General features: G+C 75.6%; 22 protein-coding genes. 16 read left to right on the top strand and 6 right to left on the bottom strand.

Features of this window, described 5'->3' with window-relative positions; translation table 11 throughout:
* The first annotated feature begins 24 nt into the window (after positions 1 to 24).
* Entirely contained in the window at positions 25 to 1,224 is a 1,200-nt protein-coding gene (locus IN07_RS06315) for a PucR family transcriptional regulator (RefSeq protein WP_036334442.1), read from the top strand.
* Between the two features lie 27 nt (positions 1,225 to 1,251).
* Positions 1,252 to 2,001, top strand: coding sequence for an SDR family oxidoreductase (locus IN07_RS06310; RefSeq protein ID WP_036334440.1), 750 nt, complete (start codon positions 1,252 to 1,254; stop codon positions 1,999 to 2,001).
* A 6-nt stretch (positions 2,002 to 2,007) separates the two neighbouring features.
* Here the strand turns inward: IN07_RS06310 and IN07_RS06305 are convergent, their stop codons facing one another.
* Entirely contained in the window at positions 2,008 to 2,289 is a 282-nt protein-coding gene (locus IN07_RS06305; protein WP_156119058.1) for an ArsR/SmtB family transcription factor, read from the bottom strand.
* Positions 2,290 to 2,470: 181 nt separating this feature from the next.
* Between IN07_RS06305 and IN07_RS06300 the strand changes: the two genes are divergently transcribed.
* The 8 genes from IN07_RS06300 to IN07_RS06265 are packed head-to-tail and all read left to right on the top strand — an operon-like array spanning position 2,471 to position 10,553.
* On the top strand, positions 2,471 to 2,821 hold the full coding sequence (locus tag IN07_RS06300; protein ID WP_231558025.1) for an NADH-quinone oxidoreductase subunit A: 351 nt from the start codon (positions 2,471 to 2,473) through the stop codon (positions 2,819 to 2,821).
* Complete coding sequence (locus IN07_RS06295) at positions 2,812 to 3,927, top strand: hypothetical protein (protein ID WP_052090934.1); 1,116 nt, start codon at positions 2,812 to 2,814, stop codon at positions 3,925 to 3,927. Before IN07_RS06300 ends, IN07_RS06295 begins: the two co-directional genes overlap by 10 nt.
* Positions 3,924 to 4,856, top strand: coding sequence for an NADH-quinone oxidoreductase subunit H (locus tag IN07_RS06290; protein WP_036334438.1), 933 nt, complete (start codon positions 3,924 to 3,926; stop codon positions 4,854 to 4,856). Before IN07_RS06295 ends, IN07_RS06290 begins: the two co-directional genes overlap by 4 nt.
* Before the next feature lie 11 nt (positions 4,857 to 4,867).
* A complete protein-coding gene (locus tag IN07_RS06285; RefSeq protein WP_036334539.1) occupies positions 4,868 to 5,407 on the top strand; it encodes an NADH-quinone oxidoreductase subunit J in 540 nt (179 codons plus the stop codon).
* The gene (gene nuoK / locus IN07_RS06280; protein WP_036334437.1) at positions 5,404 to 5,706 is read left to right on the top strand and encodes an NADH-quinone oxidoreductase subunit NuoK; all 303 of its coding nucleotides are present in this window, start codon (positions 5,404 to 5,406) and stop codon (positions 5,704 to 5,706) included. Before IN07_RS06285 ends, nuoK begins: the two co-directional genes overlap by 4 nt.
* Entirely contained in the window at positions 5,703 to 7,625 is a 1,923-nt protein-coding gene (locus tag IN07_RS06275) for a proton-conducting transporter transmembrane domain-containing protein (RefSeq protein ID WP_036334436.1), read from the top strand. The genes nuoK and IN07_RS06275 overlap by 4 nt, the downstream gene beginning before the upstream one ends.
* Before the next feature lie 4 nt (positions 7,626 to 7,629).
* Entirely contained in the window at positions 7,630 to 9,117 is a 1,488-nt protein-coding gene (locus IN07_RS06270) for a complex I subunit 4 family protein (protein WP_036334434.1), read from the top strand.
* Positions 9,117 to 10,553, top strand: coding sequence for an NADH-quinone oxidoreductase subunit N (locus IN07_RS06265; protein WP_052090932.1), 1,437 nt, complete (start codon positions 9,117 to 9,119; stop codon positions 10,551 to 10,553). The genes IN07_RS06270 and IN07_RS06265 overlap by 1 nt, the downstream gene beginning before the upstream one ends.
* A 13-nt stretch (positions 10,554 to 10,566) precedes the next feature.
* On the opposite strand, the gene IN07_RS26215 is transcribed toward IN07_RS06265, so the two are convergent.
* From IN07_RS26215 to IN07_RS06240, 5 genes are all read right to left on the bottom strand, one after another.
* Positions 10,567 to 11,406, bottom strand: a complete 840-nt coding sequence (locus tag IN07_RS26215) for a LysM peptidoglycan-binding domain-containing protein (protein ID WP_156119057.1) — start codon at positions 11,404 to 11,406, stop codon at positions 10,567 to 10,569.
* A 315-nt stretch (positions 11,407 to 11,721) separates the two neighbouring features.
* Entirely contained in the window at positions 11,722 to 12,090 is a 369-nt protein-coding gene (locus IN07_RS23830) for a hypothetical protein (protein WP_052090931.1), read from the bottom strand.
* A gap of 188 nt (positions 12,091 to 12,278) precedes the next feature.
* Complete coding sequence (locus IN07_RS06250) at positions 12,279 to 14,366, bottom strand: xanthine dehydrogenase family protein molybdopterin-binding subunit (protein ID WP_036334431.1); 2,088 nt, start codon at positions 14,364 to 14,366, stop codon at positions 12,279 to 12,281.
* Positions 14,363 to 15,382: an FAD binding domain-containing protein gene (locus IN07_RS06245; protein ID WP_036334429.1), complete on the bottom strand. Its 1,020-nt coding sequence runs from the start codon at positions 15,380 to 15,382 to the stop codon at positions 14,363 to 14,365. Before IN07_RS06245 ends, IN07_RS06250 begins: the two co-directional genes overlap by 4 nt.
* The gene (locus IN07_RS06240; RefSeq protein ID WP_036334428.1) at positions 15,379 to 15,888 is read right to left on the bottom strand and encodes a 2Fe-2S iron-sulfur cluster-binding protein; all 510 of its coding nucleotides are present in this window, start codon (positions 15,886 to 15,888) and stop codon (positions 15,379 to 15,381) included. The genes IN07_RS06245 and IN07_RS06240 overlap by 4 nt, the downstream gene beginning before the upstream one ends.
* 95 nt (positions 15,889 to 15,983) lie before the next feature.
* On the opposite strand from IN07_RS06240, the gene IN07_RS06235 reads away from it, so the two are divergent.
* The 6 genes from IN07_RS06235 to IN07_RS06210 all read left to right on the top strand — a co-directional run.
* Positions 15,984 to 17,429: a cytochrome P450 gene (locus tag IN07_RS06235; RefSeq protein WP_231558024.1), complete on the top strand. Its 1,446-nt coding sequence runs from the start codon at positions 15,984 to 15,986 to the stop codon at positions 17,427 to 17,429.
* 140 nt (positions 17,430 to 17,569) lie between these two features.
* Complete coding sequence (locus IN07_RS06230; RefSeq protein WP_036334427.1) at positions 17,570 to 18,595, top strand: 3-oxoacyl-ACP synthase III; 1,026 nt, start codon at positions 17,570 to 17,572, stop codon at positions 18,593 to 18,595.
* Entirely contained in the window at positions 18,592 to 21,162 is a 2,571-nt protein-coding gene (locus IN07_RS06225) for an alpha/beta fold hydrolase (protein WP_036334426.1), read from the top strand. The genes IN07_RS06230 and IN07_RS06225 overlap by 4 nt, the downstream gene beginning before the upstream one ends.
* Entirely contained in the window at positions 21,159 to 22,127 is a 969-nt protein-coding gene (locus tag IN07_RS06220; protein ID WP_036334425.1) for an NAD-dependent epimerase/dehydratase family protein, read from the top strand. The genes IN07_RS06225 and IN07_RS06220 overlap by 4 nt, the downstream gene beginning before the upstream one ends.
* A gap of 17 nt (positions 22,128 to 22,144) precedes the next feature.
* Positions 22,145 to 22,702 carry a hypothetical protein gene (locus IN07_RS06215; RefSeq protein ID WP_052090929.1) on the top strand — a complete coding sequence of 186 codons (558 nt, stop codon included), beginning with the start codon at positions 22,145 to 22,147 and terminating at the stop codon, positions 22,700 to 22,702.
* Between the two features lie 101 nt (positions 22,703 to 22,803).
* Positions 22,804 to 23,257, top strand: a 454-nt coding sequence (locus IN07_RS06210; RefSeq protein WP_052090927.1) for a SigE family RNA polymerase sigma factor, incomplete at its 3' end; no start/stop codon positions are given.

The following is a 23,257-nucleotide window of genomic DNA, read 5'->3' as shown; positions in this document are numbered from 1 at the left end:
CTGTTCCCTGCGAACAACGAGAGGGTGAACACCACGAGCGATCAGGTCACGTTCCCGCCGCCCGTCGTCGCCGCGATGCAGGCCCAGCTCCCCGCCGTGGCCCAGCAGACCGTGGCCAGCATCGTCGTCGAGGTGCCCAGCTACGCCGACGCCTTCTCCGGGGAGATGGGCCGGGCGATCTCCAACGCCGTCCAGCTCGCCCTGGGTGGCTTCCTGGAGCTGGCCACCACCGCCGGGGGCGTCGACGCGAGCCGGCCGATCGGCCCGGCGCTGGAGGGCGCGTACTCCCTCGGCCGGGGCGAGGCGCGCAGCGGGCGGTCGATGGACGCCCTGCTGGCCGCCTACCGGGTCGGCGCCCGGGTGTCCTGGCGGCACATGAGCGACACCGCGGTCGGCGCCGGCCTCTCGGTGGGGTCGCTGGCCCGCTTCGCCGAGCTGGTGTTCGCCTACATCGACCAGCTGTCGGCCGCCAGCGTCGCCGGGCACACCGACGAGCTCGAGAGCACCGGCCGGGTGCGCCGGCACCACCGCGAGCGGCTGGGCGCACTGCTGCTGGCCGGGCGGCCGCTGCACGACCTCACCCCCGCGGCCGAGCGGGCCGGGTGGCTCCCGCCCCGGACGCTGACCGCCGTGCTGCTCCCCGAGGTGCGGGCCCGCGGTGCCGTCGCGCTCCTCGGCCAGCGCACGCTCCAGCTGGACGACGATCCGCCGGGGCTGGACCCGGCCCTGGAGCTCAGCGTCCTCCTGGTGCCGGACGCCGGCGACGGTGCCCGGGCCGCCCTGCTGCGCGCCCTCGAGGGGCGGACGGCGGTGGTCGGCCCGGCCCGTCCGTGGTCGGCGGTCGCCGGCTCCTACGCCCGCGCGCTGCGTGCGCTGCGGCTCGGCCTGCGCGCCACCGGCCCGGCGCCGCTGGACACCGAGCAGCGACTGCCGGAGCTGGTGCTGCGGGCAGACGAGGACGCCCTGGCCGATCTGCGGGCCGCGGCGCTCGCCCCGCTGGACGGGCTGACCCCGGCCACCCGGGAGAAGCTGGCCGCGACCCTCCGCTCCTGGCTGCTGCACCACGGCCGGCGTGACCAGGTCGCCGCCGAGCTGTTCGTGCACCCGCAGACCGTGCGGTACCGGATGGGGCAGCTGCGCGACCTGTACGGCGACCGCCTCGAGGACCCGCAGACGGTGCTGCAGCTGACCATCGCGCTCGGCCCGCAGCCCCCCGCTTCCTGATCGTCCGCCGTCCCGCAGGATGGCGGCATGCGGATCGCGGTGGCCGGTGGCACCGGCCTGTTGGGTGCACTGGTGGTCGCGGAGCTGACGCGGCAGGGCGACGACCCGGTCGTGCTCGCCCGCTCCCGCGGGGTCGACCTGACCGACGGCACCGGCCTGGCCGCCGCCCTGGCCGGCGTCGAGGCGGTGATCGACGTCGCGAACGTGACCACGACCAGCCGGCGCCGATCGGTGGCCTTCTTCACCGCGGCCACCAGCCAGCTGCTCGCCGCGGCCGCCCGGGCCGGTGCCGGGCACGTGGTCACGCTCTCGATCGTCGGCGCCGACACCGTCGACTTCGGCTACTACCTGGGCAAGCGGCGGCAGGAGGAGCTGCTGGCCGCCGGTCCGGTGCCCTGGACGCTGCTGCGCGCCACCCAGTTCCACGAGTTCGCCGGCCAGCTGGTCGACCGCTCCCCCCGCCCGTTCGTCGTCGTCCCCCGGATGGCCACCCGGCCGGTCGCCGCCGGCGAGGTCGCCGCCCACCTCGTGCGGCTCGCGCACGGCGCCCCGCAGGGGACCGCCCAGCCGATCGCCGGACCGGAGGACCACGACATGGGCGACCTCGTCCGGCGGCTGCTGCGCGCCACCGGGCAGCGCCGGCTCGTCGTCCCGGTGCGGCTGCCCGGCCGGGCGGGTGCGGCGATGGCCGGTGGTGCGCTCGTCCCGGCCGAGCCCCACGTCCACGGCCGGCAGACCTACGCCGAGCACCTGGAGACGCTCGCGCACCGGAGCTGAAGCCGGTCAGTCCTCCCCGTCGGCCACCTGGCGGGAGAGCTCGACGAGTTGCCGCAGGCAGTGTTCCCGGAGCGGCCCCGGGAAGCCGTCGGCCAAGCGGTAGTAGACGACCCGCCCGTCCTTGCGGCTGGTGACGAAGCCGGCGGTGCGCAGCAGCCGCAGCGCATAGCCGACCGCGTCCTCGGTCGCCTCCAGCGCCATCGCCAGGTCGCCCACGCAGAGCTCCTCGACCACGTCGAGGGCGTAGAGCACCCGGGACCGGGTGGGGTCGGCCAGCAGGCTCAGCATCGCCGTCAGGCTCGCCGCGTCCTCACGGCTGGGCACCCGCGCCCTGGCCGCAGCCACACGCACGGGGTCGACCGGATGGGGATGGTCCGTCACGATCGGTGCGGTTACCCGCACGGGCGCACGGGTATGCGCGCCGTCGGTCAGCCACGGCCCGAGGACGACGCGGACGGAGGACGAACTGGTGTCGGCCTACCTGAGCCTGGCCACGATGCTGGGCCTCGCCGTCGGCGGTGTGCTGCTGGCGTACCTGCTGCACCGGCGGACCGCGGTGGCGCCGGACGCGGTCGCGACCCTGCCGTTCCTCTCCGGCTGGCGGCCCGCCGAGCACGCGCTGTCCCGGTTCGAGGCGCGGTACTACCCGATGACCCTGCTGTTCCTCGCCTTCGACGTGGAGATGCTCTACATGTACCCGTGGGCGACCGTGGTCGCCTCGATCGGGACCTCGGCGATCGTCGAGATGTTCGTGCTGCTCGGCGTGCTGATGACCGGCGTGCTCTGGGCCTGGCGCGAGGGTGCGCTGCGGTGGACCTGAGCCCGCTGGCCGCCCGCCGCACCGCGGTGCTCGCCGTCGAGGTGCCCGGCTGGAGCCGCACCCGCTGCGCGCTCGAGGAGCACGTCCGGCACCGGGGCTGGCGGCTGGCCGGCTCCCCCGCCGACGCGGACCTGCTCGTGGTGTGCGGACGCCCCGGGGCCCGGCTGACCGCCGCGGTCGACCACGTCTGGAGCCAGCTGCCCGGCCCTCGCGCCCGCGCCGAGGTGACGACCGCCGTCGACGTCCCGGCCGTCCTGGACCGTGCCGCGACCGAGCTCGCCGACGGCGCAGCCCAGCGGCGCGACGCCGCCGACCGGCCGGCCGACCCCGAACCCGGCACCACCGCCACGGGCAACGGCGACATGGGCGACACGGACATGGACGACGACTCCGACGACGGCGACATGGGTGACCAGGACATGGGCGACATGGACCACGGCGACATGGACCACGGCGACATGGACCACGGCGACATGGACCACGGCGACATGGACATGCCGATGCCTGCCGGGATCGGCCTGGCCGGCGGCGGGGACGACGACCAGCTGACCGACCCCGACGCCCTCGACCTCGACGTGCTGCACGTGCCCCTCGGCCCGGTCCTGCCGCACTGGCCGGCCGGCCTGCTGCTGCACACCACCCTCCAGGGCGACCTGGTCGTCGCCGCCCGGGCGGAGGTGCTGCTGCCGGCCGACGACTCCCCCACCGACGCGCCGGTGCACGGCACCCCGGCCGGCCGGTGGGACGCGGTGGCCACCCTGCTGGCCCTGGCCGGCTGGGACGACGCCGCCACCCGGGCCGCCCGGGTCCGCGACGCCCTGCTCGCCGGCGGGCAGCCACCCGAGGCCGAGCGGCTGGCCCGCCGGATCATCCGGTCGCGGCTGCTCCGCTGGTCGCTGCGCGGTCTGGGCCGGCTCCCCGAGGGCGATGCGCACGACCGGCTGCGGCACTGGCTGGAGGGCACCGAGCAGCGCCGGTCCACCGAGCTGACCGCGGTGGCCGAGCTGGTCACCGGGCTGGACCTCGCCACCGCCCGGCTGGTGGTCGCCTCGCTCGACCTGGACACCGCCGACCGGGTGACCGTGCCGGTGGAGGCGGGCTCGTGACCGTCACCGAGGTCTCGGTCGGCTGGGTGCCGGTGGCGGCCGCGCTGCTGCTCGTCGTCGCGGCCGCCGCGGCGAGCCTGGACGGTGCGCTGGCCGCGCGGTCCGCCGGGCAGCCGCTGGGTGGCGGCCTGCTCACCCCGGTGGCGGAGACGGCGCGGCTGTTCGGCCAGCGGCGCCGGACCACCGCGGCCGCGGACCTCCCGTTGCAGCGGATCGGCGGCGCCGGGCTGCTCACCGCGGCGCTGCTGATGGTCGCCGTCGTCCCGTTCGGCCGGTGGACCGTCGCCGACCTGACGGTGGGCATCGTCTGGTTCAACGCGATGGACGTGCTGGTGTGGGCGGCGGTCTGGCTGGCCGGCTGGGGTCCCAACAGCGCCCACGCCCTGGTCGGCGGGTACCGGTTCCTGGCCCAGGCGCTGTCCTACGAGCTGCCGTTGATGTTCGCGCTGACCGCGCCGGCGGTCGCCGCCGACAGCCTCCGGCTCGGTGACGTGGTGGCCGCGCAGTCCGGGCTGTGGTTCGTCGTCTGGATGCCGGTGGCGTTCGCCGTCTTCTGCGTCGCGGTCGCCGGCTTCTCCGTCTGGGGGCCGCTCGGCGCACCGATCGGGGCGACGACGGCCGGCGGGGTGCTCGTCGAGGCGGCCGGTGTCGACCGCTGGCTGATCTCGGCCGGGCGGTACGCCCTGCTCACCGCCGGGGCCGCCTTCGGGGCCACCGCCTTCCTCGGCGGTGGGCACGGTCCGCTGTTGCCGGCCTGGCTGTGGCTGCTCGTCAAGACCGCCGGGCTGCTCACGGTGCTCGTCGCGCTGCGGCGCCGGCTCCCGGTGGTCGCTCCGGAGCGGTTCGCGGCGCCCGCCTGGCTGGTCGCCCTCCCGTTGGTGCTGCTGCAGCTGCTGGTCGTGTCCGTCGTCGTCGTGGTCCAGGCCTGAGGAGGGTGGACGTGCTGACCGGGATCGTGTTCTGGGTGCTCGCCGTGATCGCGGTGGCCACCGGCGTCGCCGTCTTCCGGGTCGACTCGATGGCCCGGGCGACCTACGCGCTGGCCGCGTCCTTCATCGCCGTCGGCCTGGTGCTGCTGCTGGTCGACCTGGAGTTCCTGGGCGTCATCACCGTGCTGATGATGACCATGGAGATGGCGGTCATGGGCATCTACATGATCATGTTCATGGGGATGAACCCCGCGCTGATGCCGATGGACATGGTGCACGGCAAGCGCCCGGCGCTGGCGGTCGCGACCGGCACGTTCGTCGTGCTGGCCGCCGGGGCGTTGCTGATCCCGTGGCCCACCCGCCGCGGTGCTCCCGCCGCCGACCTGGTGACCTCGCTGGGCGAGGCCGTCATGGAGTCGAAGATGCTGGTGATGATGACCGTCTCGCCGGTCCTCTTCGCCACGATCGTGGCTGCGCTGGTGCTGGCGTTGCCGAAGGGCCGGTACGACCGGCTCGGCGACGACCTGCGGGCCGGGAAGGCCCGGCGATGACGCTGCAGACGATGTTGCTGGTGGCAGCCGCGTTGTTCAGCGTGGGCCTCTACGGCGCCATCTCCCAGCAGGTGGTGGTCATGGTGATGATGGGCCTGGAGCTGATGCTCAACGGCGTCATCCTCGCCGCGGCGGCCTTCTGGTGGTTCCTCTCCCCCACCCCGGACGGCCAGGTGCTGCTGCTCGTGGTGATCACCGCCATGACGGTGGAGATGGCGATGGGCTTCGCGGTGGCCACGCTGCTGCACCGGTCCCGGCAGTCGGACATGACCGACATGGCCACGGACCTGTCCCGGTGACCGGGCTGCTCTGGGCCTGCGCCGCAGTGCCCGCCGTCGTCGGCGCCGGGCTGTGTGTCACCGGGCGGCGCGCGGACCGGGTCGCGCCGGCGGTCGGGATCGTCACGGCGGGCGTCGTCCTGGTGCTGTCGATCGCGGTGGCGCTGGGCCGGCCGGCCGGCTCGGCGCCCTTCCTCCCGGGCGCGGTGTTCGGGCTGGCCGTCGACGCGCTGGCGGCCGTCGTGCTGCCCGCCGTCGCCGCCGTCACGCTGCTGGTGCTGCTGTTCGCCGCCGCCGACATCACCGGTGCCCGGGCCCGCTTCACCGGCCTGGTGCTGCTGTTCGCCGCGGCCGTGGTGGTCACCGTATGCGCCACCACGCTGCCGACGCTGCTGTTCGCCTGGGAGGTGATGGGCGCGACGTCGTACGCGCTGATCGGCTTCCGCTGGCAGGAGCGGCACCGGGTCGGCGCCGGGCTGACCGCCTTCCTCACCACCCGCACCGCAGACCTCGGGCTGTACCTGGCCGCCGGGGCGGCGCTGGCCGCGGGGTCGGGCCTGGCGCTCACCGACCTGCCTGAGCTGCCGGCGCCGTGGCGGGACGTCGCGGCGGCCGGGCTGCTGGTCGCCGCGCTCGGCAAGGCCGCCCAGCTGCCGTTCACCGCCTGGCTCTCCGCGGCGATGCAGGGCCCCAGCCCGGTCAGCGCCCTGCTGCACTCCGCGGCCATGGTCGCGATGGGCGGCTACCTGCTGCTGCGGGTTGCGCCGCTGCTGGGCGCGACGAGCTGGGCCGGGCCGACGGCGGCCTGGGTGGGCGCGCTGACCGCGCTGCTGCTCGGCGCGGTGGCGCTCGCCCAGCGCGACCTCAAGCAGTTGCTCGCCGCCTCGACAGCGGCGCAGCTGGGGTTCGTGGTGCTGGGTGCCGGGGTCGCAGCGGTGGCCGGCGGCACGGCGCACCTCGTCGCCCACGCGGCCACCAAGGCCCTGCTGTTCCTGGCCGCCGGGGCGTGGCTGACCGCGCTGGGCACCAAGCAGCTGCCGGCACTGCGCGGCGCCGCCCGGCGCTGGCCGCTGGTCGGGATCTGCGCGGGGGTCGGTGCGCTGGCCCTGGCCGGGGTGGCGCCGCTGTCGCTGTGGGCGACCAAGGACGCCGTGCTGGCGGGGGCGCACGAGGAGTCCCTGGCGCTGTACCTGGTCGGGCTGGCCGCCGCGGCGCTGTCGGCGGGCTACGCCGGCAAGGTGCTGTGGCTCGTCTGGCAGCGGCTCCCCGCGGACGCCGAGACGGGCTACGACACCGAGGAGGAGGGCACCCGTCGGGTGCGGGTCCTGCAGCAGGCGCCACTGGTCGTGCTCGCCGTCGGTGCCGCCGTCCTCGGCCTGCTGGCCCTCCCTCCGGTCGCCGACACCCTGCGCCGGGCCCTCGGCGCGGGCAGCGCGCCCACCCCGGGCCTGGTGGAGCTGGCCGTCTCCGCGCTCGTCGCCGTGGTGGTGCTCCTGCTCGTGCGGATCCGGCCGCTGCAGCCGCTCCCCGGGTGGCTCGAGGGCTGGCTGGGCCTGGCCCGGGCGACCGACGTGGTCGTCGTCCGGCCGGTGCTGCGCACGGCCGAGGCGCTGGCCCGGTTCGACGACCGGGTGCTCGCCCGAGCGGTGACCGGCGCCGGCCGGGGCGCGCTGCGGACGGCGCGCGCCGCGGCCCGGTTCGACGACGGGGTGCTCGACCGGGCGGTGGCCGGCTCGGCCACCGCCGGTGTGCGACTGGCCGACGCCACGGGCCGGGCCGACCTCGCCGGACCGGACGCCGCCGTGCGGTCGCTGGCCGCCGGCACCCGCTGGCTGGGGGGCTGGGCCCGGCGCACCCAGACCGGCCAGCTGCACCAGTACTACGTCTCGGCCGCCGTGGTGCTCGCCGCCGCGCTGGCCCTCCTCCTGGCAGTGAGGTAGCTCCGTGCTCAGTTCGATCATCTTCCTGCCCCTGGTGGCGGCAGCCGTGCTGGCCGTGCCCCGGGTGCCCGACCGGGTGGCCCGCTGGACCTGGATCGCGGTCACCGCCGCCGAGGTCCTGCTGGTCGGCGTGCTCATCGCCCGGTACGAGACGCCCGCGGACGGCGGTCTCGCCTTCGAGGAGCGCGCTCGCTGGATCCCGTCGGTCAACAGCAGCTGGCACGTCGGTGTCGACGGGCTCTCGGTGCCGCTGCTGGCGCTGACCGCGGTGGTGTTCTGCGCCTGCGCGGTCTACGGGCTGCGCGAGGACCGGCGCCCACGCCAGCACGCCGCCCTCTTCCTGGCCCTGCAGGCCACCTGCATGGGGCTGTTCGCCGCCCAGGACCTGATCGTCTTCTTCGTCTTCTTCGACCTGTCGATCGTCGGCATGTACGCCGCGATCGCCGGCTGGGGGCACGGCCGGGACGCCGGCCGCTCGGCGCTGCAGTTCTTCCTCTACACGTTCCTGGGCAGCCTGGCGCTGCTGCTGGGCTTCATCGGCCTCTACCTGGCCGCCGACCCGCACACCTTCGACATCCCCGAGCTGGTCGCCGCTGCCCCACTGCAGGACCACCCGGTCGCCGGCGGGTTCGTGCTGGCCGCCCTGCTGCTGGGGCTGGCGGTGAAGACGCCGACGATCCCGTTCCACACCTGGCTGCCCCCGGCGCACACCGACGCCTCGGCGATCGGTTCGGCCGTGCTGGCCGCGGTGCTGCTGAAGATGGGCACCTACGGCTTCGTCCGGATCGCCATGCCCGCGATGCCGGACGCCTGGCGCGGGGCGGCCTGGGTGGTGCTCGGGGTCGGGATCGCCTCGGTGCTCTACGGCGCGCTGGTCGCCCTCGCCCAGACCGACGTCAAGCGGATGATCGCCTACACCTCGATCAACCACATGGGCTACGTGGTGCTCGCGGTCGGTGCGGCGGGCCTCCTCGGCGGGGGGACGGCGGCCCGCGAGCTGGCCGTGACCGGCGCCGTCACCCAGATGGTCAGCCACGGCCTGATCACCGGGGCGCTGTTCCTGCTGGCCGGGGTGCTGCACGACCGGACCGGCAGCTACGCCATGCGCGACTACGGCGGCCTGGCCCGCAGCGCACCCGTCTGGTCGGGCCTGTTCGCGGTCGGCGCGTTCGCCTCGCTCGGCATCCCGGCGTTCAGCGGGTTCATCGCCGAGTTCCAGGTGTTCGCCGGGAGCATCGGCACCACCGCGTGGGCGGCGATCGCGCTGCCCGGGATCCTGATCACCGCCGCGCTGTTCCTCCGCGCGCTGCAACTGCTGGTCACCGGGCTGCCCGGCGGCCGGTCGATCGGCTTCACCGACGTGCGGGCGGTCGAAGCGGTGCCGGTCACCGGGCTGCTGCTGCTGTCCCTGGCGATCGGCGTCCTGCCCTGGCTGCTGCTGGACCTGATCACCCCGGCGTCCGCCGTCCTCGTCGACCTGGTGGGCAGGTGATGGAGCCGGCGATGATGATGGAGCAGTCGCCGCTGGCGCTGCTCCCCGAGCTCTCCCTCCTCGCGGGCGCGGTGGCCACCCTGCTGGCCGGCTCCTTCCTGCCCCGGCAGCGGCAGTGGGTGGCCCGGCTGATCGCGGTCGCCGCCCTCCTCGCCGCCGCCGTCTCCGCCGCCCTCGCCTTCCCAAGCCACCAAAATGGCCACTTTGGTGGTGGGGACGCGGAGACGGTGTTCGGGGCGTTCGTGCTGGACACCGCGACCGCGGTCACCCGGCTGGTGGTGGTCGCCGCGGTGCTGCTGGTGATCGGCCTGGGCGTCGACGAGCTGGCCGGGACGGCGCGGGAGAGCGAGACCTACACGCTGCTGCTGCTCGGCGGGCTGGGCGCGATCGTGCTGGCCGCCACCGACGACCTGCTGGTGCTCGCCGTCGGCTTCCTGCTGGCCAGCATCCCGGTGTACGCGCTGGTCGGGATGGTCCGCACCCCTGGCGCAGCCGAGGCCGCACTGAAGACGTACCTGCTCGGCGCGCTGTCGGGGATCCTGCTGCTGCTCGGGGCCACGGTGCTGTCCGGCATCGCCGGTGGCACCGCGTACGTCGACCTGGCCGCCGGGCTGGCGCTGGCGCCGGCCGCCGCGGTGGCGGTCGGTGCGCTGGCGGTGCTCGCCGGCCTCCTGTTCGAGGCCGGCGGGGTGCCGCTGCACCAGTGGGTGCCGGACGCGACCCAGGGCGCCGGCACCGCCGCAGCGGCGTTCCTCACCACCGTGCCGAAGATCGGCGCGCTGGTCGCCGCCGCGCGGCTGGTCGACGTGCTGCCGGGCTCACTGCCCTGGCCGCTGCTGGTCGGGCTGCTCGCCGCCGCCACCATGACGCTGGCCAACCTGGCCGCACTCGCCCAGACCGACGCCCGCCGGCTGCTCGGCTGGTCGACGGTCAGCCAGGTCGGCTATCTGCTCATGCCGGTGGCCGTGGTGGCCGACACCTCCGCCGCGGTGCCGGCGCTGCTGGTCTACCTGGCCGGCTACGCGGTCACCAACCTCACCGCCTTCGCCGTGCTCGCCGCCGTCCCCGGGGCCCGGTCGCTGACCGACTTCCGCGGCCTGGCCCGGCAGCGGCCGGGCCTGGCCGCCGCGCTGGTGATCAGCCTGCTGAGCCTGGTCGGCACCCCGCCGACGGCGGTCTTCCTGGGCAAGCTGACCGTCTTCACCGCCGCGTGGGACGGCGACCTGGCCTGGCTGGTGGTGGTCGCCGCGGTGAACACCCTGGTCAGCCTCTTCTACTACCTGCGGTGGCTGGTCGAGGCGTTCCGGCCCGGCGAGCCCGCACCGACGGCCGGCTGGGCACGCGCGGCGGCCGTGGCCGGGGCGCTGGGCGTGCTGGCGGTCGGGCTGGGTGCCGGCCTGGTGACCGCGCTGGTCGGCGAGGGCACCCTCGGCTGAGCGCAGGCCGGTCTCAGGCCGGCGGGAGGAGGAGCACCTGCCCGACCATGATCACGGTGCTGGTCAGCCCGTTGGCGGCCATCAGCTCGGCCACCGTCGTCCCGTGGTCCAGTGCGATCTGCCCCAGCGTGTCCCCCGCGGCCACCGTGTACGTCGCTCCCGGGACGGGCTCCGGGGCAGGTGACGGGGCCGGCTCCGGCATGGGGGTCGGCGAGCAGACGGTCGCCAGCGCCCCGGGGTCGGCCAGCCCCTCGACCACCTCGGCGCAGGTCCGGTGGTCCACCCGGGAGGCCACCCCGGTCCACCACGAGGTCTGGCCCAGGGCGCCACTCCAGGACTGCGAGAGGTGCACGTGCCCGGTGTGCGGGTCGGCTCCGGTGTAGGGCAGCCAGCCGGCGGAGGCGCGGTCGGCCGACCAGGTCCGGCCGTCCCAGATGACGTACATGACCCCGAGTCGCCGGGCCTGGTAGGCCGACTCCCCACCGGGGCCGTCGGCGGTCAGCCAGCCGAGGAAGCGGTCGGCGGCGGCGCGCTCCTCCGGGACGTCCGCCCGCACCAGCCAGTCCCAGGCGCGCCCCTCCTCGTGCTCGCTGGTGCCGCCGGCCGCGCAGTCACGGCTGATGCCGCCGTTGCTCCCGGCGGCGTACGCGGCGAGCACCAGGGCGGCCAGGTCCGCGGTGCCCGGTTTCGCCGCGGGGTCGCAGACCGTCTGGCCGACGTAGGGGGCGGGCTGCTCGACCACCGGCGGCGCAGCGACGGGCGCGGCCGGGTCGCCGGGTCCCGAGGCCCGTGCCGTCGCAGGGACGAGCGCCCCACAGGCGCCGACCAGGACGAGCACGGCCGCGCGGCGCACGCCGGCCGGACGGCGCGTGGCCGGACGGTGGCCGACCGGGTGCCGACGCACCCACCGGGACGAGAGGGGCGCGACGACTCCGGGCAACGGGACTCCAAGGCAGGGGGACGGCGTCGGGCCCATCCCAGGGGGCGCGCGTCGGTCGGGTCCACGGCGCCGACCGCCTTGCCGCCTCGGCCCGGCGCGGCGCACACGGTGCGCGACCGTGGGCGTGGGCTGGCCCGCGTCCGATGTGGCCTGGCGCACATCGATGGTCGGCAGGCGCGGGACACGGCTACCGGGAGGACGGACCCCGCCGCAGCACCCCGGTGCGGGTCAGTCCTCGGGTCGGGGGGCGGCCAGGGCTGCGGCGATCGCAGCACCCGCCGCAGCGGCACCGCTGACCCAGGCGGGGCGGCGGTAGGCCGTCCAGGCCAGCGCGGTGGGGACCATGCTGGCCGCGTGGAGCGCATCGGCGACCACGCCAGCCAGCACCAGCCCCCGGCTCGGGTGGAGGAGGACGGCGGCCTGCTGGACGAGCACCCGGCCACCGAGCACCCGGACCACCCAGGCGCTCGGCTCGCGCCCCCCACCGCTGACCGCCCGGGCGACCTGCTCGGGACGCACCAGCAGCACGGCGCCCCCCACGGCCAGCGGGGCGGCGAGCGCCCGGGTCAGGGCCCGGCGCCGGCGGTGAGCGCTCACCGCCGGCCCCGCAGGGGTGCGCTTCCGAGGCCGGCCACGGTGGCCTGCCCGGTCCCTGCACCCGCGCACGTGACGACGAACTGCCCGCTCATGTCCCTCTCCTCACTCGCCTGCTGCACTGTCCGGACCGCTGCCGGTGGCAGCGCACGCCCATCCGGGCGTCCCGGCCACCGGGCCGCCACCCGCGGCTACGGCAGCCCGGGCAGCAGCTTGTCCAGGGTCACCGGCAGGTCGCGCACCCGCACCCCGGTGGCGGAGTGGACGGCGTTGACCACCGCCGCCGCCGTGCCGACGATGCCGATCTCGCCGATCCCCTTGCTGCCCATGACGTTGACGTAGGGGTCGTGCTCGTCGATCCAGTGCGCCTCGATCTCGCCGACGTCGGCGTTGACCGTGATGTGGTACTCGGCCAGGTCGTGGTTTGCCACCTGCCCGATCCGGGGGTCCCAGGCGCTGGTCTCGTGCAGCGCCATGGACAGCCCCATGGTCATCCCGCCGATCAGCTGCGACCGGGCCGTCCGCGGGTTGACCACCCGGCCGACGCCGAAGACGCCGAGCAGCCGCGGCACCCGGATCTCCCCGGTGTCGGCGTTGACCCGGGCCTCGACGAACTGGGCACCGAAGGCGTACGGGGAGTGGGTGTCGTCCTGCGCGGCCTGGTCGACGTCCCCGCTGGCCTCGTCGCCGTCCCGCGGGTCGGCGCCGAACTTGGTGCGGAACTCGCGGGCCGCCACGACCAGCGCCGAGCCCCAGGTGTTGGTGCCCGACGAGCCGCCGGCCACCGAGGCGACCGGGTAGCGGGTGTCGCCGATCCGCACGTCGACGTCGGCGACGTCGACGCCCAGGGCGTCGGCGGTGATCTGCGGCAGGATCGTCCAGGCCCCGGTGCCGAGGTCCGCGGCGCCGATCTCGGCGACGTACCGCCCGTCCTCGTACCGCAGGTTCGCCGTCGAGGTGGCCTGCCGCATGGTCGGGTAGACCGAGGACGCGACACCGGTGCCCACCAGCCAGTCGCCGTCCCGGTGCGCCCGCGGACCGGACCAGCCGAACCGCTCGGCGCCCTCGCGCAGGCACCGCACCAGGTTCCGGCTGGACCACGGCTTCCCGGTCTCCGGGTCGACCTCCGGCTCGTTGCGGACGCGCAGCTCGATCGGGTCGATGTCGAGCTCCTCGGCCAGCTCGTCCATCGCGACCTCGGGGCCGAACATGCCCGGACACTCCCCCGGCGCCCGCATCCAGGAAGGGATCGGCACGTCCAGGGCGGCCAGCCGGTGGGTGGACCGCCGGCTCGGCGAGGCGTACATCATCCGGGTGGGCACACCGGTCTGCTCGGCGAACTCCTTGACCTTCGAGGTCTGCTCGACCACGTCGATGGCGATCGCGGACAGCCGCCCGCGGGAGTCGGCGGCCAGCTGCATCCGCTGGATGGTCGGCGTGCGGTAGCCGGCCAGGACGAACATCTGCTGGCGGGTGAGCGCGAGCTTCACCGGCCGGCCGGGCAGTGCCCGGGCGGCCAGCGCGGTGAGCATCACGTTCGCGTGCGGCAACCCCTTGGAACCGAACCCACCGCCGACGTAGGGGCAGACGACGCGCACCTGTTCCTGGTCCAGCCCGAACACCTGGCACACCGCGGCCCGGTCGGGGTGTACGCCCTGGGTGGAGTCCCACAGGGTCAGGAACCCGTCGCCGGCCGGCTCCCAGAGCGCCGTCGTGGCGTGCGGTTCGAGCGGGTTGTTGTGGTACATCGCGGTCGAGTAGGTGCGCTCGAGCGTCACCTCGGCGGCGGCCATCGCCGCGGCGACGTCGCCCTCGGCGGTGTCGGTCTCGTGCCCGGCGTTCACCTGCTCCGGCGCGTAGAGGTCCGGCCTGTCGGCGGACAGCTCCGCGTCGTGCGGCTGCTCGTCGTAGCGGACCGCAATGCCGTCGGCCACCTCCCGGGCCAGCTCGGAGGTCTCGGCGACCACCACCCCGATCAGCTGGCCGCGGAAACCGACGTCCTGACCCTGCAGGACGGCGTACTCGGCGTCGGAGGCATCGGCCAGCCGTTCGGCGTTGAACGGGGTGAGCACGGCCAGCACGCCGTCCAGGGCCTCGGCCGCGGCGGTGTCCATCGCGGTGACCCGCCCCCGGGCGATCGTGGCCTGGACGGGGTGGGCGTACGCCGGGTGCTCGACCGGCGTCTCGTAGGCGTAGGTGGCGGTGCCGCGGACCTTGAGCTCGCCGTCCCGGCGCACCAGGTCCTGGCCGATGGCGTGCGGCTGCAGCAGGTCGGTCATGACTGCTCCTCCGGGAGGAGGCCGCGCACGGTGGCGAGCACGGTGCGGGCCACGAGCGGGATCTTGAAGCCGTTGCCGCTGTCGATCCCCGGCTGCGGCTGGGCGTCCGCCAGCTCGGCGGCGATGGCGGCCCGGACGGCGTCCTCGGTCAGCTGCTGCCCGCGGAGCACCTCCTCGGCCCGGGTGGCCCGCCACGGCTTGTGCGCGACCCCGCCCAGGGCCAGCCGCAGCTCGCCGTCCGGGGGGACGACGGCGGCCACCGAGACCAGGGCGAAGGCGTAGGAGGCCCGGTCGCGGACCTTGCGGTAGGCCGACCGGGTGCCGGCCGGCAGCGCGGGCAGGTCGATGGCGGTGATCAGCTCGCCGTGCTCGAGCACGGTGTCCCGGGACGGGTCGTCCCCGGGCAGCCTGTGCAGCTCGGTGAACGGGATCGTCCGTTCACCGTTCGGGCCGAGCACCTGCACCCGGGCGTCGAGCACGGCCAGCGCGACCGCCATGTCCGAGGGGTGGGTGGCGATGCAGCTCTCCGGCGCGGCCGGGTCCGGCAGCACGGCCGGCGTCCCGAGGACGGCGTGGTACCGCGTGTAGCCCCCGACCGCGCTGCAGCCGCTGCCCGGCTCGCGCTTGTTGCACGGGGTGGTCACGTCCTGGAAGTACACGCAGCGGGTGCGCTGCAGCGGGTTGCCGCCGGTGGTCGCCATGTTGCGCAGCTGCCCGGTCGCCCCGGCGAGCAGCGCCTGGGCCAGCACCGGCCAGCGCTCCCGGACGCGCGGGTCGGCGGCGACCTGGCTGTTGGTCGAGGCCGCCCCCAGCCGCAGCCCGCCATCGGGGAGGTCGGTCACCTCGCGGGAGGTGAGGGTGCGGACGTCGACCACCAGGTCGGGCCGGGCGACGCCGAGCCGGAGGTGGTCGACCAGGTTCGTGCCGCCGGCCAGGAAGACGGCGTTCGGCTCGGCGACGACGTCCCGCACGGCCTCGGCCACGTCGCCGGGCCGGGCGTAGGCGAACGGCTTCACCGGGCACCGCCGGCCTGCTGCACCGCGGGGGTGATGTTCACGTAGGCGGCGCAACGGCAGAGGTTGCCGCTCATCCGCTCGGCGACCTCGTCGGACGTCATCTCCGGCCGGCCGGTGAGGTCCTCGGTGACGTGGCTGGGCCAGCCACGCTCGAACTCGTCGAGCACGCCGACCGCCGAGCAGACCTGCCCGGGGGTGCAGTAGCCGCACTGGAACGCGTCGGAGTCCAGGAACGCCTGCTGCACGGGGTGCAGCTCTCCGGCCGGTGCCAAGCCGTCGGCCGTGGTGATCTCCGCCCCGTCGTGGGCCACCGCCAGGGCGAGGCAGGTCAGCGCGCGATCGCCGTCCAGCAGCACGGTGCAGGCGCCGCACTGGCCGTGGTCGCAGCCCTTCTTCGGGCTGGTGTTCCCCAGCCGCTCGCGCAGCGCGTCCAGCAGGGAGGTGCGGGTGTCGACGGTGAGGCGGTGGGCCTCACCGTCGACCCGCAAGGTGATCTCGGCGTCCATGGGGCCGCTGGTGCCCGGCCGTCCCGGCCCGGCAAACCCGCCGGCCCGCGCGCCGGGCGGAGTGGGCGACCAGGTGAACGCTGCACCGACGGCGCGTGGCGGCCTTGATCGACAACGCCGTCCTGCAGTACGAAGACGACATCGACCACCAGCCAGCGGGAGGGGTCACCGACCCCGCACCCCGTGTCCCCGCGTCCCGGATCGCAGCCCTGCCGAAGTACCCCGTCCCCACGCCACGGTCGCCCGTCGGCGCGCGGGCGGGTGCGGGGGTGCGCGCCCGGGCGCGCGCCTGGACCGGCAAGCTGCTGGCGCGCCGCATCCAGAAGCGCGGCATCGACCTCTCCAGCCTGACCTTCATCCCCGAACGGACGAAGGTGCCGCTGCAGCGGGACGGCATCGACCCCGTCCCCCGGCTCGCGCAACTGCGGGAGAACGACCCGGTGCACCGGCTGAAGCTGCCGTTCGCCTTCTCCGTGTACCTGGTCACCGGCGCAGAGCACGTCAAGGCGGTGCTGGCCGACCGGGACAGCTGGAGCAACGACATCCGGCACCTGCTGCCGGGCCCCGGCCCGAGCAGCGCCGACGAGGTCGGCGGCCTCGGCTTCACCGACCCGCCGCTGCACACCCGGCTGCGCAAGATCATCACGCCTGAGTTCACCATGCGCCGGCTGGCCCGGCTCGAGCCGATGATCGAGTCGATCGTGGCGCAGCGGCTCGACGCGCTGGCCGCGGCGGGGCCCCCGGCCGACCTGGCGAAGCTGGTGTCCTTCCCGGTGCCGTTCCAGACCATCTGCGCGCTGCTGGGCCTGGAGCTCGAGGACCGGGACGCGTTCGCCCGGCTCGGGGTCCAGCGCTTCGACGCGACCGCCGGCGCCGCCGCGGCCTTCGGTGCGGTCTCGGCGCAGCGCGAGTTCCTCTTCGACGCCGTCGCCCGGCAGCGTGCGGAGCCCGGCCCCGGGCTGATCGGCCAGATCATCCGGGACGAGGGCGACCGGATCTCCGACGTCGACCTCGCCGGCCTGGCCGACGGCGTCTTCACCGGCGGCTACGAGACCACCGCCGGGATGATCTCGCTGAGCACCATGGTGCTGCTGCGCGACCCGGCGCACGCCGCCCTGGTGCGCGACGGCTCGCGCGCGGACGTCGACCGGGTGGTCGAGGAGCTGCTGCGGCACCTGTCGGTCGTGCAGATGGCCTTCCCGCGGTTCGCCAAGCACGACCTGGACCTGTTCGGCGTGCCCCTGGAGGCCGGGGACGTCGTGCTGGCCTCGCTCAGCGGCGCGAACCGCGACCCCCGGTCGGCCGGGGACCAGCCGGAGGTCTTCGACCCCCTGCGGCGACCGACCTCCGGCCACCTGGCCTTCGGCCACGGCATCCACCGGTGCATCGGCGCAGAGCTCGCCCGGATGGAACTGCGGGTCGTGCTGCCCGCGCTGTTCCGCCGCTTCCCCGACCTGGCGCTGGCCGTGCCGCAGCGGGAGCTGTCCTTCCGCGAGCTGTCCTTCGTCTACGGCCTGGACGAGATGCCCGTCCGGTTCTGAGGCCGGGCCACCAGGAGGCTGTGAACTGCACCGCGGGTGGACGCCGGGCGGCATACCGGTGTCCTCGTCGGGTAGTGCCCAACGGAACGCCGGCGACACACATGGAAGAGTCGGCCCTTCTCGAGGACTGGACCCCGCCCATGAGTGGAAACGCCACGCACCGCTTCAGCAACACCAGCATCCTGACCGTGCAGACGGCCGATGCGTCCCAGGTCGTCACCTCCGACGACATCGACCAGCGGCTCGCCGACACCTACAAGCGGGTCGGGCTGCGCCCCGGCCTGCTCGAACGGCTGGCCGGCATCCACGAGCGCCGGTGGTGGGAGGACGGCGTCACCTTCACCGACGGCGCCGCCATGGCCGGCGCCAAGGCGATCAGCGAGAGCGGCGTCGACCCGGCCGGCATCGGCCTGATGATCAACACCTCGGTCAGCCGCAGGCACCTGGAGCCCTCGACGGCCGTCGCCGTCCACCACGCGCTCGGCCTCCCCCGCTCGGCGCAGAACTTCGACGTCACCAACGCCTGCCTCGGCTTCGTCAACGGCATGGAGCTGGCCGCGGCGATGATCGACTCCGGCATGATCGAGCACGCCGTGATCGTCAACGGCGAGGACGCCCAGACCGTGCAGGACCGCACCATCGACCGGCTCAACCAGCCGGACACCACCGCCCGGGACGTGATCGCCCAGTTCGCGACGCTGACCCTGGGCTCGGGTGCCGTGGCCATGGTCCTCGGCCGGTCCGACCAGCACCCGGAGGGCCACCGGCTGGTCGGTTCGGTCAGCCGGGCCGGCACCGAGCACCACGAGCTGTGCATCGGCGACAACGACATGATGCGCACCGACCTCAAGGGCCTGCTGGAGGCCGGCCTGGACCTGTCGATGGACATGTGGGAGGAGGCCGCCGCGGACTTCGACTGGCAGCGCGGCATGGACCGCTACGTCATCCACCAGGTCTCCAAGGTGCACACCGCCGCGATGTGCGAGCGGTTCGGCATCGACGAGGCACGGGTGCCGAAGACCTTCCCGACCCGCGGCAACCTGGGCCCGGCCTCGGTGCCCTACACCCTGGCCAGCGCGCAGCACGAACTCATCGACGGCGACCGGGTGCTGCTGATGGGCATCGGCTCAGGCCTCAACGCCTCCTGCCTCGAGATCGCCTGGTGAGCGTGCCGATCGACCTCCCCGCCGGCCTCCCCGGGCTCGACCCGGCCTGGTCCCGCCGGCTCAGCGTCGCCGACGCCACCGGCACGAAGCACGAGTGGCACCTGCTGGACAACGGCGTCCCCGACCCGGTGGGCACGTTGCTCTGCGTGCACGGAAACCCGACCTGGTCCTACCTCTGGCGCCGGCTGGTCGCCGCCGCTCCGCCCGGGTGGCGGGTGATCGCCCCCGACCAGCTGGGCATGGGGTTCTCGGAACGGCTCCCCGGGCCCCGGCCGCTCGAGCAACGGGTCGCCGACCTCGGCGACCTGACCGCCGCGCTGGGGGTCACCGGCCCGGTGATCACCGTGGGGCACGACTGGGGCGGGGTCCTCTCACTGGGCTGGGCGCTGGCGCACCAGGAACAGCTGCGGGGCGTCGTCCTGGGCAACACCGCCGTCTCGATGCCCGAGGGAGACCTCGGCCCGGCGCTGATCCGGATGGCGCACGCCCCCGGGGTCCGCTCGGTGGCCACGGTCGGCACGCCGCTGTTCGTCCGGGCGACGACGGCGCTGTCCTCCCCGAGGCTGCCGGCCGACGTCCGGGACGCCTTCGCCGCGCCCTACCGGACGGCGGCCCGCCGGCGGTCGGTCGGGGACTTCGTGGCCGACATCCCCTTCTCCCCCGGCCACCCGTCCCGGGCCGCGCAGGAGGCGATCGCCGAGGGCATCCGTTCCCTCGACGTGCCGGCGCTGCTGCTGTGGGGCCCGCGCGACCCGGTCTTCGGCGAGCGCTACCTGGCCGACCTGCGCGAGCGGCTGCCCCAGGCCCAGCTCCACCGCTACGAGGGCGCCTCGCACCTGATGCCCGAGGACGCCCCGCAGTACGCCGACGCGGTCGCCCAGTGGGTCACCGACCTGTCCACCGGCCGGTACACCGCCGACACCGCCGACCGCCCGCGCAGCGCGCAGCCCCAGCCGCGGGGCCTCGGCTCAGCGCTGGCCGACCGGGCCGCCGACGCCTCCCCCGCCGTGGTCGAGGTCGGTGGCACCACGGTCAGCTGGGCGCAGCTGCACCGCCGGGTCGAGCACCTGGCTGCCGGGCTGGCCCACGCCGGCATCCGCCCGGGGCAGCGGGTCGCCCTGCTGGTCGAGCCCTCCGTCGACCTCACCGCCGCGGTCTACGCCGTCTGGCGGGCCGGCGCGGTCATCGTCGTCGCCGACAAGGGCCTGGGCCTGCGCGGCATGCGTCGCGCGCTGCACAGCGCCCGGGTCGACGCGGTCATCGGCGGTGCTCCTGGGCTCGCAGCCGCTCGGGCCATGCGCCTGTCCGCCACCCGGATCGCCGCCACCTCGCTGCCCGTAGCCGCGGCGCGCGCCCTGGGCGTGGCCCACACGCTCGAGGAGCTGGAGCGCGCGGGCAGCACCGCGCCGCTGCCCGCCGAGGCCGACCTGGACACCGACTGCGCCGTCCTGTTCACCTCCGGCGCCACCGGCCCGGCCAAGGGCGTCGTCTACACCCGGCGCCAGGCACTGGCCCAGCTTGACCTGGTCGGCGCCACCTACGGGCTGTCCCCCGACGACCGCCTGGTCGCCGGCTTCGCGCCGTTCGCCCTGTTCGGCCCGGCGCTGGGCATCGGCTCCGCGGTGCCCGACGTCGACGTGACCGCGCCGGGCTCGCTGACCGCGGCCGCCCTGGCCGACGCCACGGCGGCGATCGACGGCACGGTCGTGTTCGCCTCGCCGGCCGCGCTGCGCCGGGTCGTCGCCACCGCCGACGAGCTGACCGGGCCCCAGCGGACCGCACTGAGCCGGGTGCGCCTGCTCATGTCCGCCGGGGCGCCGGTGCCGCTGCCGTTGCTGCGGGAACTGCGCCAGGTGCTGCCCGCAGCCGCTGCGCACACCCCGTACGGGATGACCGAGGCGCTGCCGGTCACCGACGTCTCCGCCACCGAGATCGAGGCCGCCGGCCCCGGGAACGGCGTGTGCGTCGGCCGGCCGCTGCCCGGGGTCGAGGTCCGGGTCAGCCCGCTGTCCCCGACCGGGTCGGCCGACGGTGACCTCACCGACGTCCCCGGGACCACCGGGGAGGTCGCCGTGCGGGCCGCGCACGTCAAGGACCGCTACGACGCCCTGTGGGCCACCGAGCGCGCGTCGTCCCGCGACCCGGGCTGGCACCGGACCGGCGACGTCGGGCACCTGGACGCCGAGGGCCGGCTCTGGATCGAGGGCCGGCTGCCGCACGTCGTGACCACCGCCGCCGGGGTCGTCACCCCGGTCGGCGTCGAGCAGCGGGTCCAGCTGCTGGACGGCGTCAGCGCCCCCGCCGTCGTCGGTGTCGGGCCGGTCGGCGCCCAGGTCGTGGTGGTCGTGGTCGTCCCCGCCGACGGTGCACGCCGCCGCGCCGGCTTCGAGCTCGCCGACCCCGCCCTGTCCGACGCCGTCCGTGGGGCCGCCGGCACCGAGGTCGCCGCCGTCCTGGTCACCGGCCGGCTGCCGGTCGACATCCGGCACCAGTCGAAGGTCGACCGGCGGGAGGTGGCCCGGCGCGCGACCCGCACGCTCGCCGGAGCACGGGCACGCACCCGATGAGGGTGCTGGTCACCGGGGCCAGCGGCATGCTCGGCCGGGCCACGGTGCAGGGCCTGCTCGACCGGGGCGACGAGGTGACCGTGCTGCAGCGCCGCCCGGCCGGGCTGCCCTGCCGGGAGGTGCGCGGGGACGTCGCCGACCCGGCCGTGGTGGCCCGCGCGGTCACCGGGCATGACGCCGTGGTGCACCTGGCCGCGAAGGTCGACGTCACCGGCCGGTGGGCGGAGTACGCCCGGGCCAACATCGAGGGCACCCGCGCCGTGGTCGACGCCTGCCGGCAGGCCGGGGTGGGCCGGCTGGTGCACGTCTCCTCCCCGTCGGTGGCGCACGGCGGCTCGGCGCTGGTCGGGGTCGGCGCGCAGTCGGCCGACCCGGCGCGCGCCCGCGGGCACTACTCACGCTCCAAGGCCGTCGCCGAGCAGGTCGCACTGGCGGCGGACGACGCCGCGCTCGCCGTCCTGGTCGTGCGGCCGCACCTGGTCTGGGGCCCCGGGGACACCCAGCTGGTCGCGCGGATCGTCGAGCGGGCCCGGAGCGGGCGGCTGCCGGTGATCGGCTCCGGTGCCGCGCTGATCGACACCACCTACGTGGACAACGCCGCCGCTGCCCTGGTCGCCGCCGTCGACGCCTGCGGGCCGGTGCACGGGGAGGCGCTGGTGGTCTCCAACGGCGAGCCCCGTCCGGTCGCCGAGGTCATCGACCGGTTGTGCCGGGCCGCCGGCGTCCCCGGGCCGCGCCGCCAGGTGCCGTTCCGGGCGGCCTGGGCCGCCGGGGGCCTCGTCGAGGGGGTCTGGGCGGTGACCCAGCGCCGGGACACTCCTCCGCTGACCCGGTTCCTCGCCGAGCAGCTGGCGACCGCGCACTGGTTCGACCAGCGCCGCACCCGCGAGGCGCTGCACTGGACCCCGCAGGTGTCGCTGGACGAGGGCTTCGCCCGGCTGGCGCAGGCGTACACGGCGGCCTGAGCCCCTACGGTGCGGTCGTGACCTACGACCGGCTGGCGGAGAGCGTCGCGCTGATCCAGCACGGACTGCGCAGCGACCCGGCACGGCTCAGCCGACGCCGACGGTTCGCCGCCCTCGCCGTGGACGTTGACGGCGACGTGGCCTGCACCGCCTTCGTACGGCGAGGCGTCAGCTGCCCTGAGGGCGACACCCACCTGCTGGAGCGGCGTGGTGACACCTGGCGCCTGCTCGGTGGCGGTGGCGGCAGCTGGGACGACGACGGGTTCGCCGACCGGCCAGGGGCGGTGGAGCTCGGTGGCCTGGTCGTGGTGCGCGGCGGCGGCTCGGTGCTGCGCAACGCCGACCGCCGGATGCCCTGGGGTGCCCGCTACGTGCACGACGTCCAACTGCGGGTCAGTGCCGAGGTGCACGCCGTCGTGGTCGGCGGCTCCCGCACGCTGACGGTGCCGCGGCACGGGCACCTGGTGGTGGTCTGGGCCGGTGGCCGTCCCCCGGCGCTGGCCGTGCACGACCGGGTCGGCCGGCTCCTGGCACCGGTGCCGCCGCTCGACGGCACCGTGCCCTGGGTCCGCTGAGCCGGGTCGCGCTGCGGATCGGCGGGTCGTCGGCGACCGTGGCAGGTGGACCCGGCGGCTGGCGTGCGCCGAACACCGGACGGCCGACCGGAGGGGGCACGGTGCGAGACGGCGGGAAGCAGGACGACGGGGCGCAGCACGACGCGGACTTCGCGCGGTTCGTCGCCGACCGGCGTCCCGGACTGCTGCGCACCGCGCTGCTGCTGACCGGCGACCGGGCCACCGCCGAGGAGCTGGTGCAGCGGGCGCTCACCCGCACCCGGCGAGCCTGGCCCACGCCCGATCCGCTGGCGACGGCCCGCCGGGCGCTGGTGGCCGGCGCTGACCGCCGGGGGCTGCGCGGCGAGCAGGTCCTCGAGGAGCTGCCCGATCCGCTCGCCCCTGCGGTGGACGACGAGCTGTCCCGCGCGCTGCGCGCCCTCCCCCCGCGCGTCCGGGCCGCCACGGTGCTGCACCACGCCGACGAGCTGGACGCGGCCGCCCTCGCCGCCGTGCTCGGCCGCCCGGTGGCGGAGGCCGAGGCGGCTGCGGCGGCGGGCGCCGGACGGCTGCGAC

It is taken from the genome of Modestobacter caceresii (genome assembly GCF_000761485.1).
Lineage (GTDB): Bacteria > Actinomycetota > Actinomycetes > Mycobacteriales > Geodermatophilaceae > Modestobacter > Modestobacter caceresii.
Note: the sequence above shows the minus strand (reverse complement) of the source record. Positions and strands in the feature narration are given on the sequence as shown.

Bases quoted from the DNA above. Each gene is read 5' to 3' on its own strand.
- IN07_RS06310 (WP_036334440.1), top strand. From the start codon at position 1,252: ATGCGGATCGCGGTGGCCGGTGGCACCGGCCTGTTGGGTGCACTGGTG.
- IN07_RS06305 (WP_156119058.1), bottom strand. From the start codon at position 2,289: ATGCTGAGCCTGCTGGCCGACCCCACCCGGTCCCGGGTGCTCTACGCC.
- nuoK (WP_036334437.1), top strand. From the start codon at position 5,404: ATGACGCTGCAGACGATGTTGCTGGTGGCAGCCGCGTTGTTCAGCGTG.
- IN07_RS06265 (WP_052090932.1), top strand. From the start codon at position 9,117: ATGGAGCCGGCGATGATGATGGAGCAGTCGCCGCTGGCGCTGCTCCCC.
- IN07_RS06250 (WP_036334431.1), bottom strand. From the start codon at position 14,366: ATGACCGACCTGCTGCAGCCGCACGCCATCGGCCAGGACCTGGTGCGC.
- IN07_RS06240 (WP_036334428.1), bottom strand. From the start codon at position 15,888: ATGGACGCCGAGATCACCTTGCGGGTCGACGGTGAGGCCCACCGCCTC.
- IN07_RS06230 (WP_036334427.1), top strand. From the start codon at position 17,570: ATGAGTGGAAACGCCACGCACCGCTTCAGCAACACCAGCATCCTGACC.
- IN07_RS06220 (WP_036334425.1), top strand. From the start codon at position 21,159: ATGAGGGTGCTGGTCACCGGGGCCAGCGGCATGCTCGGCCGGGCCACG.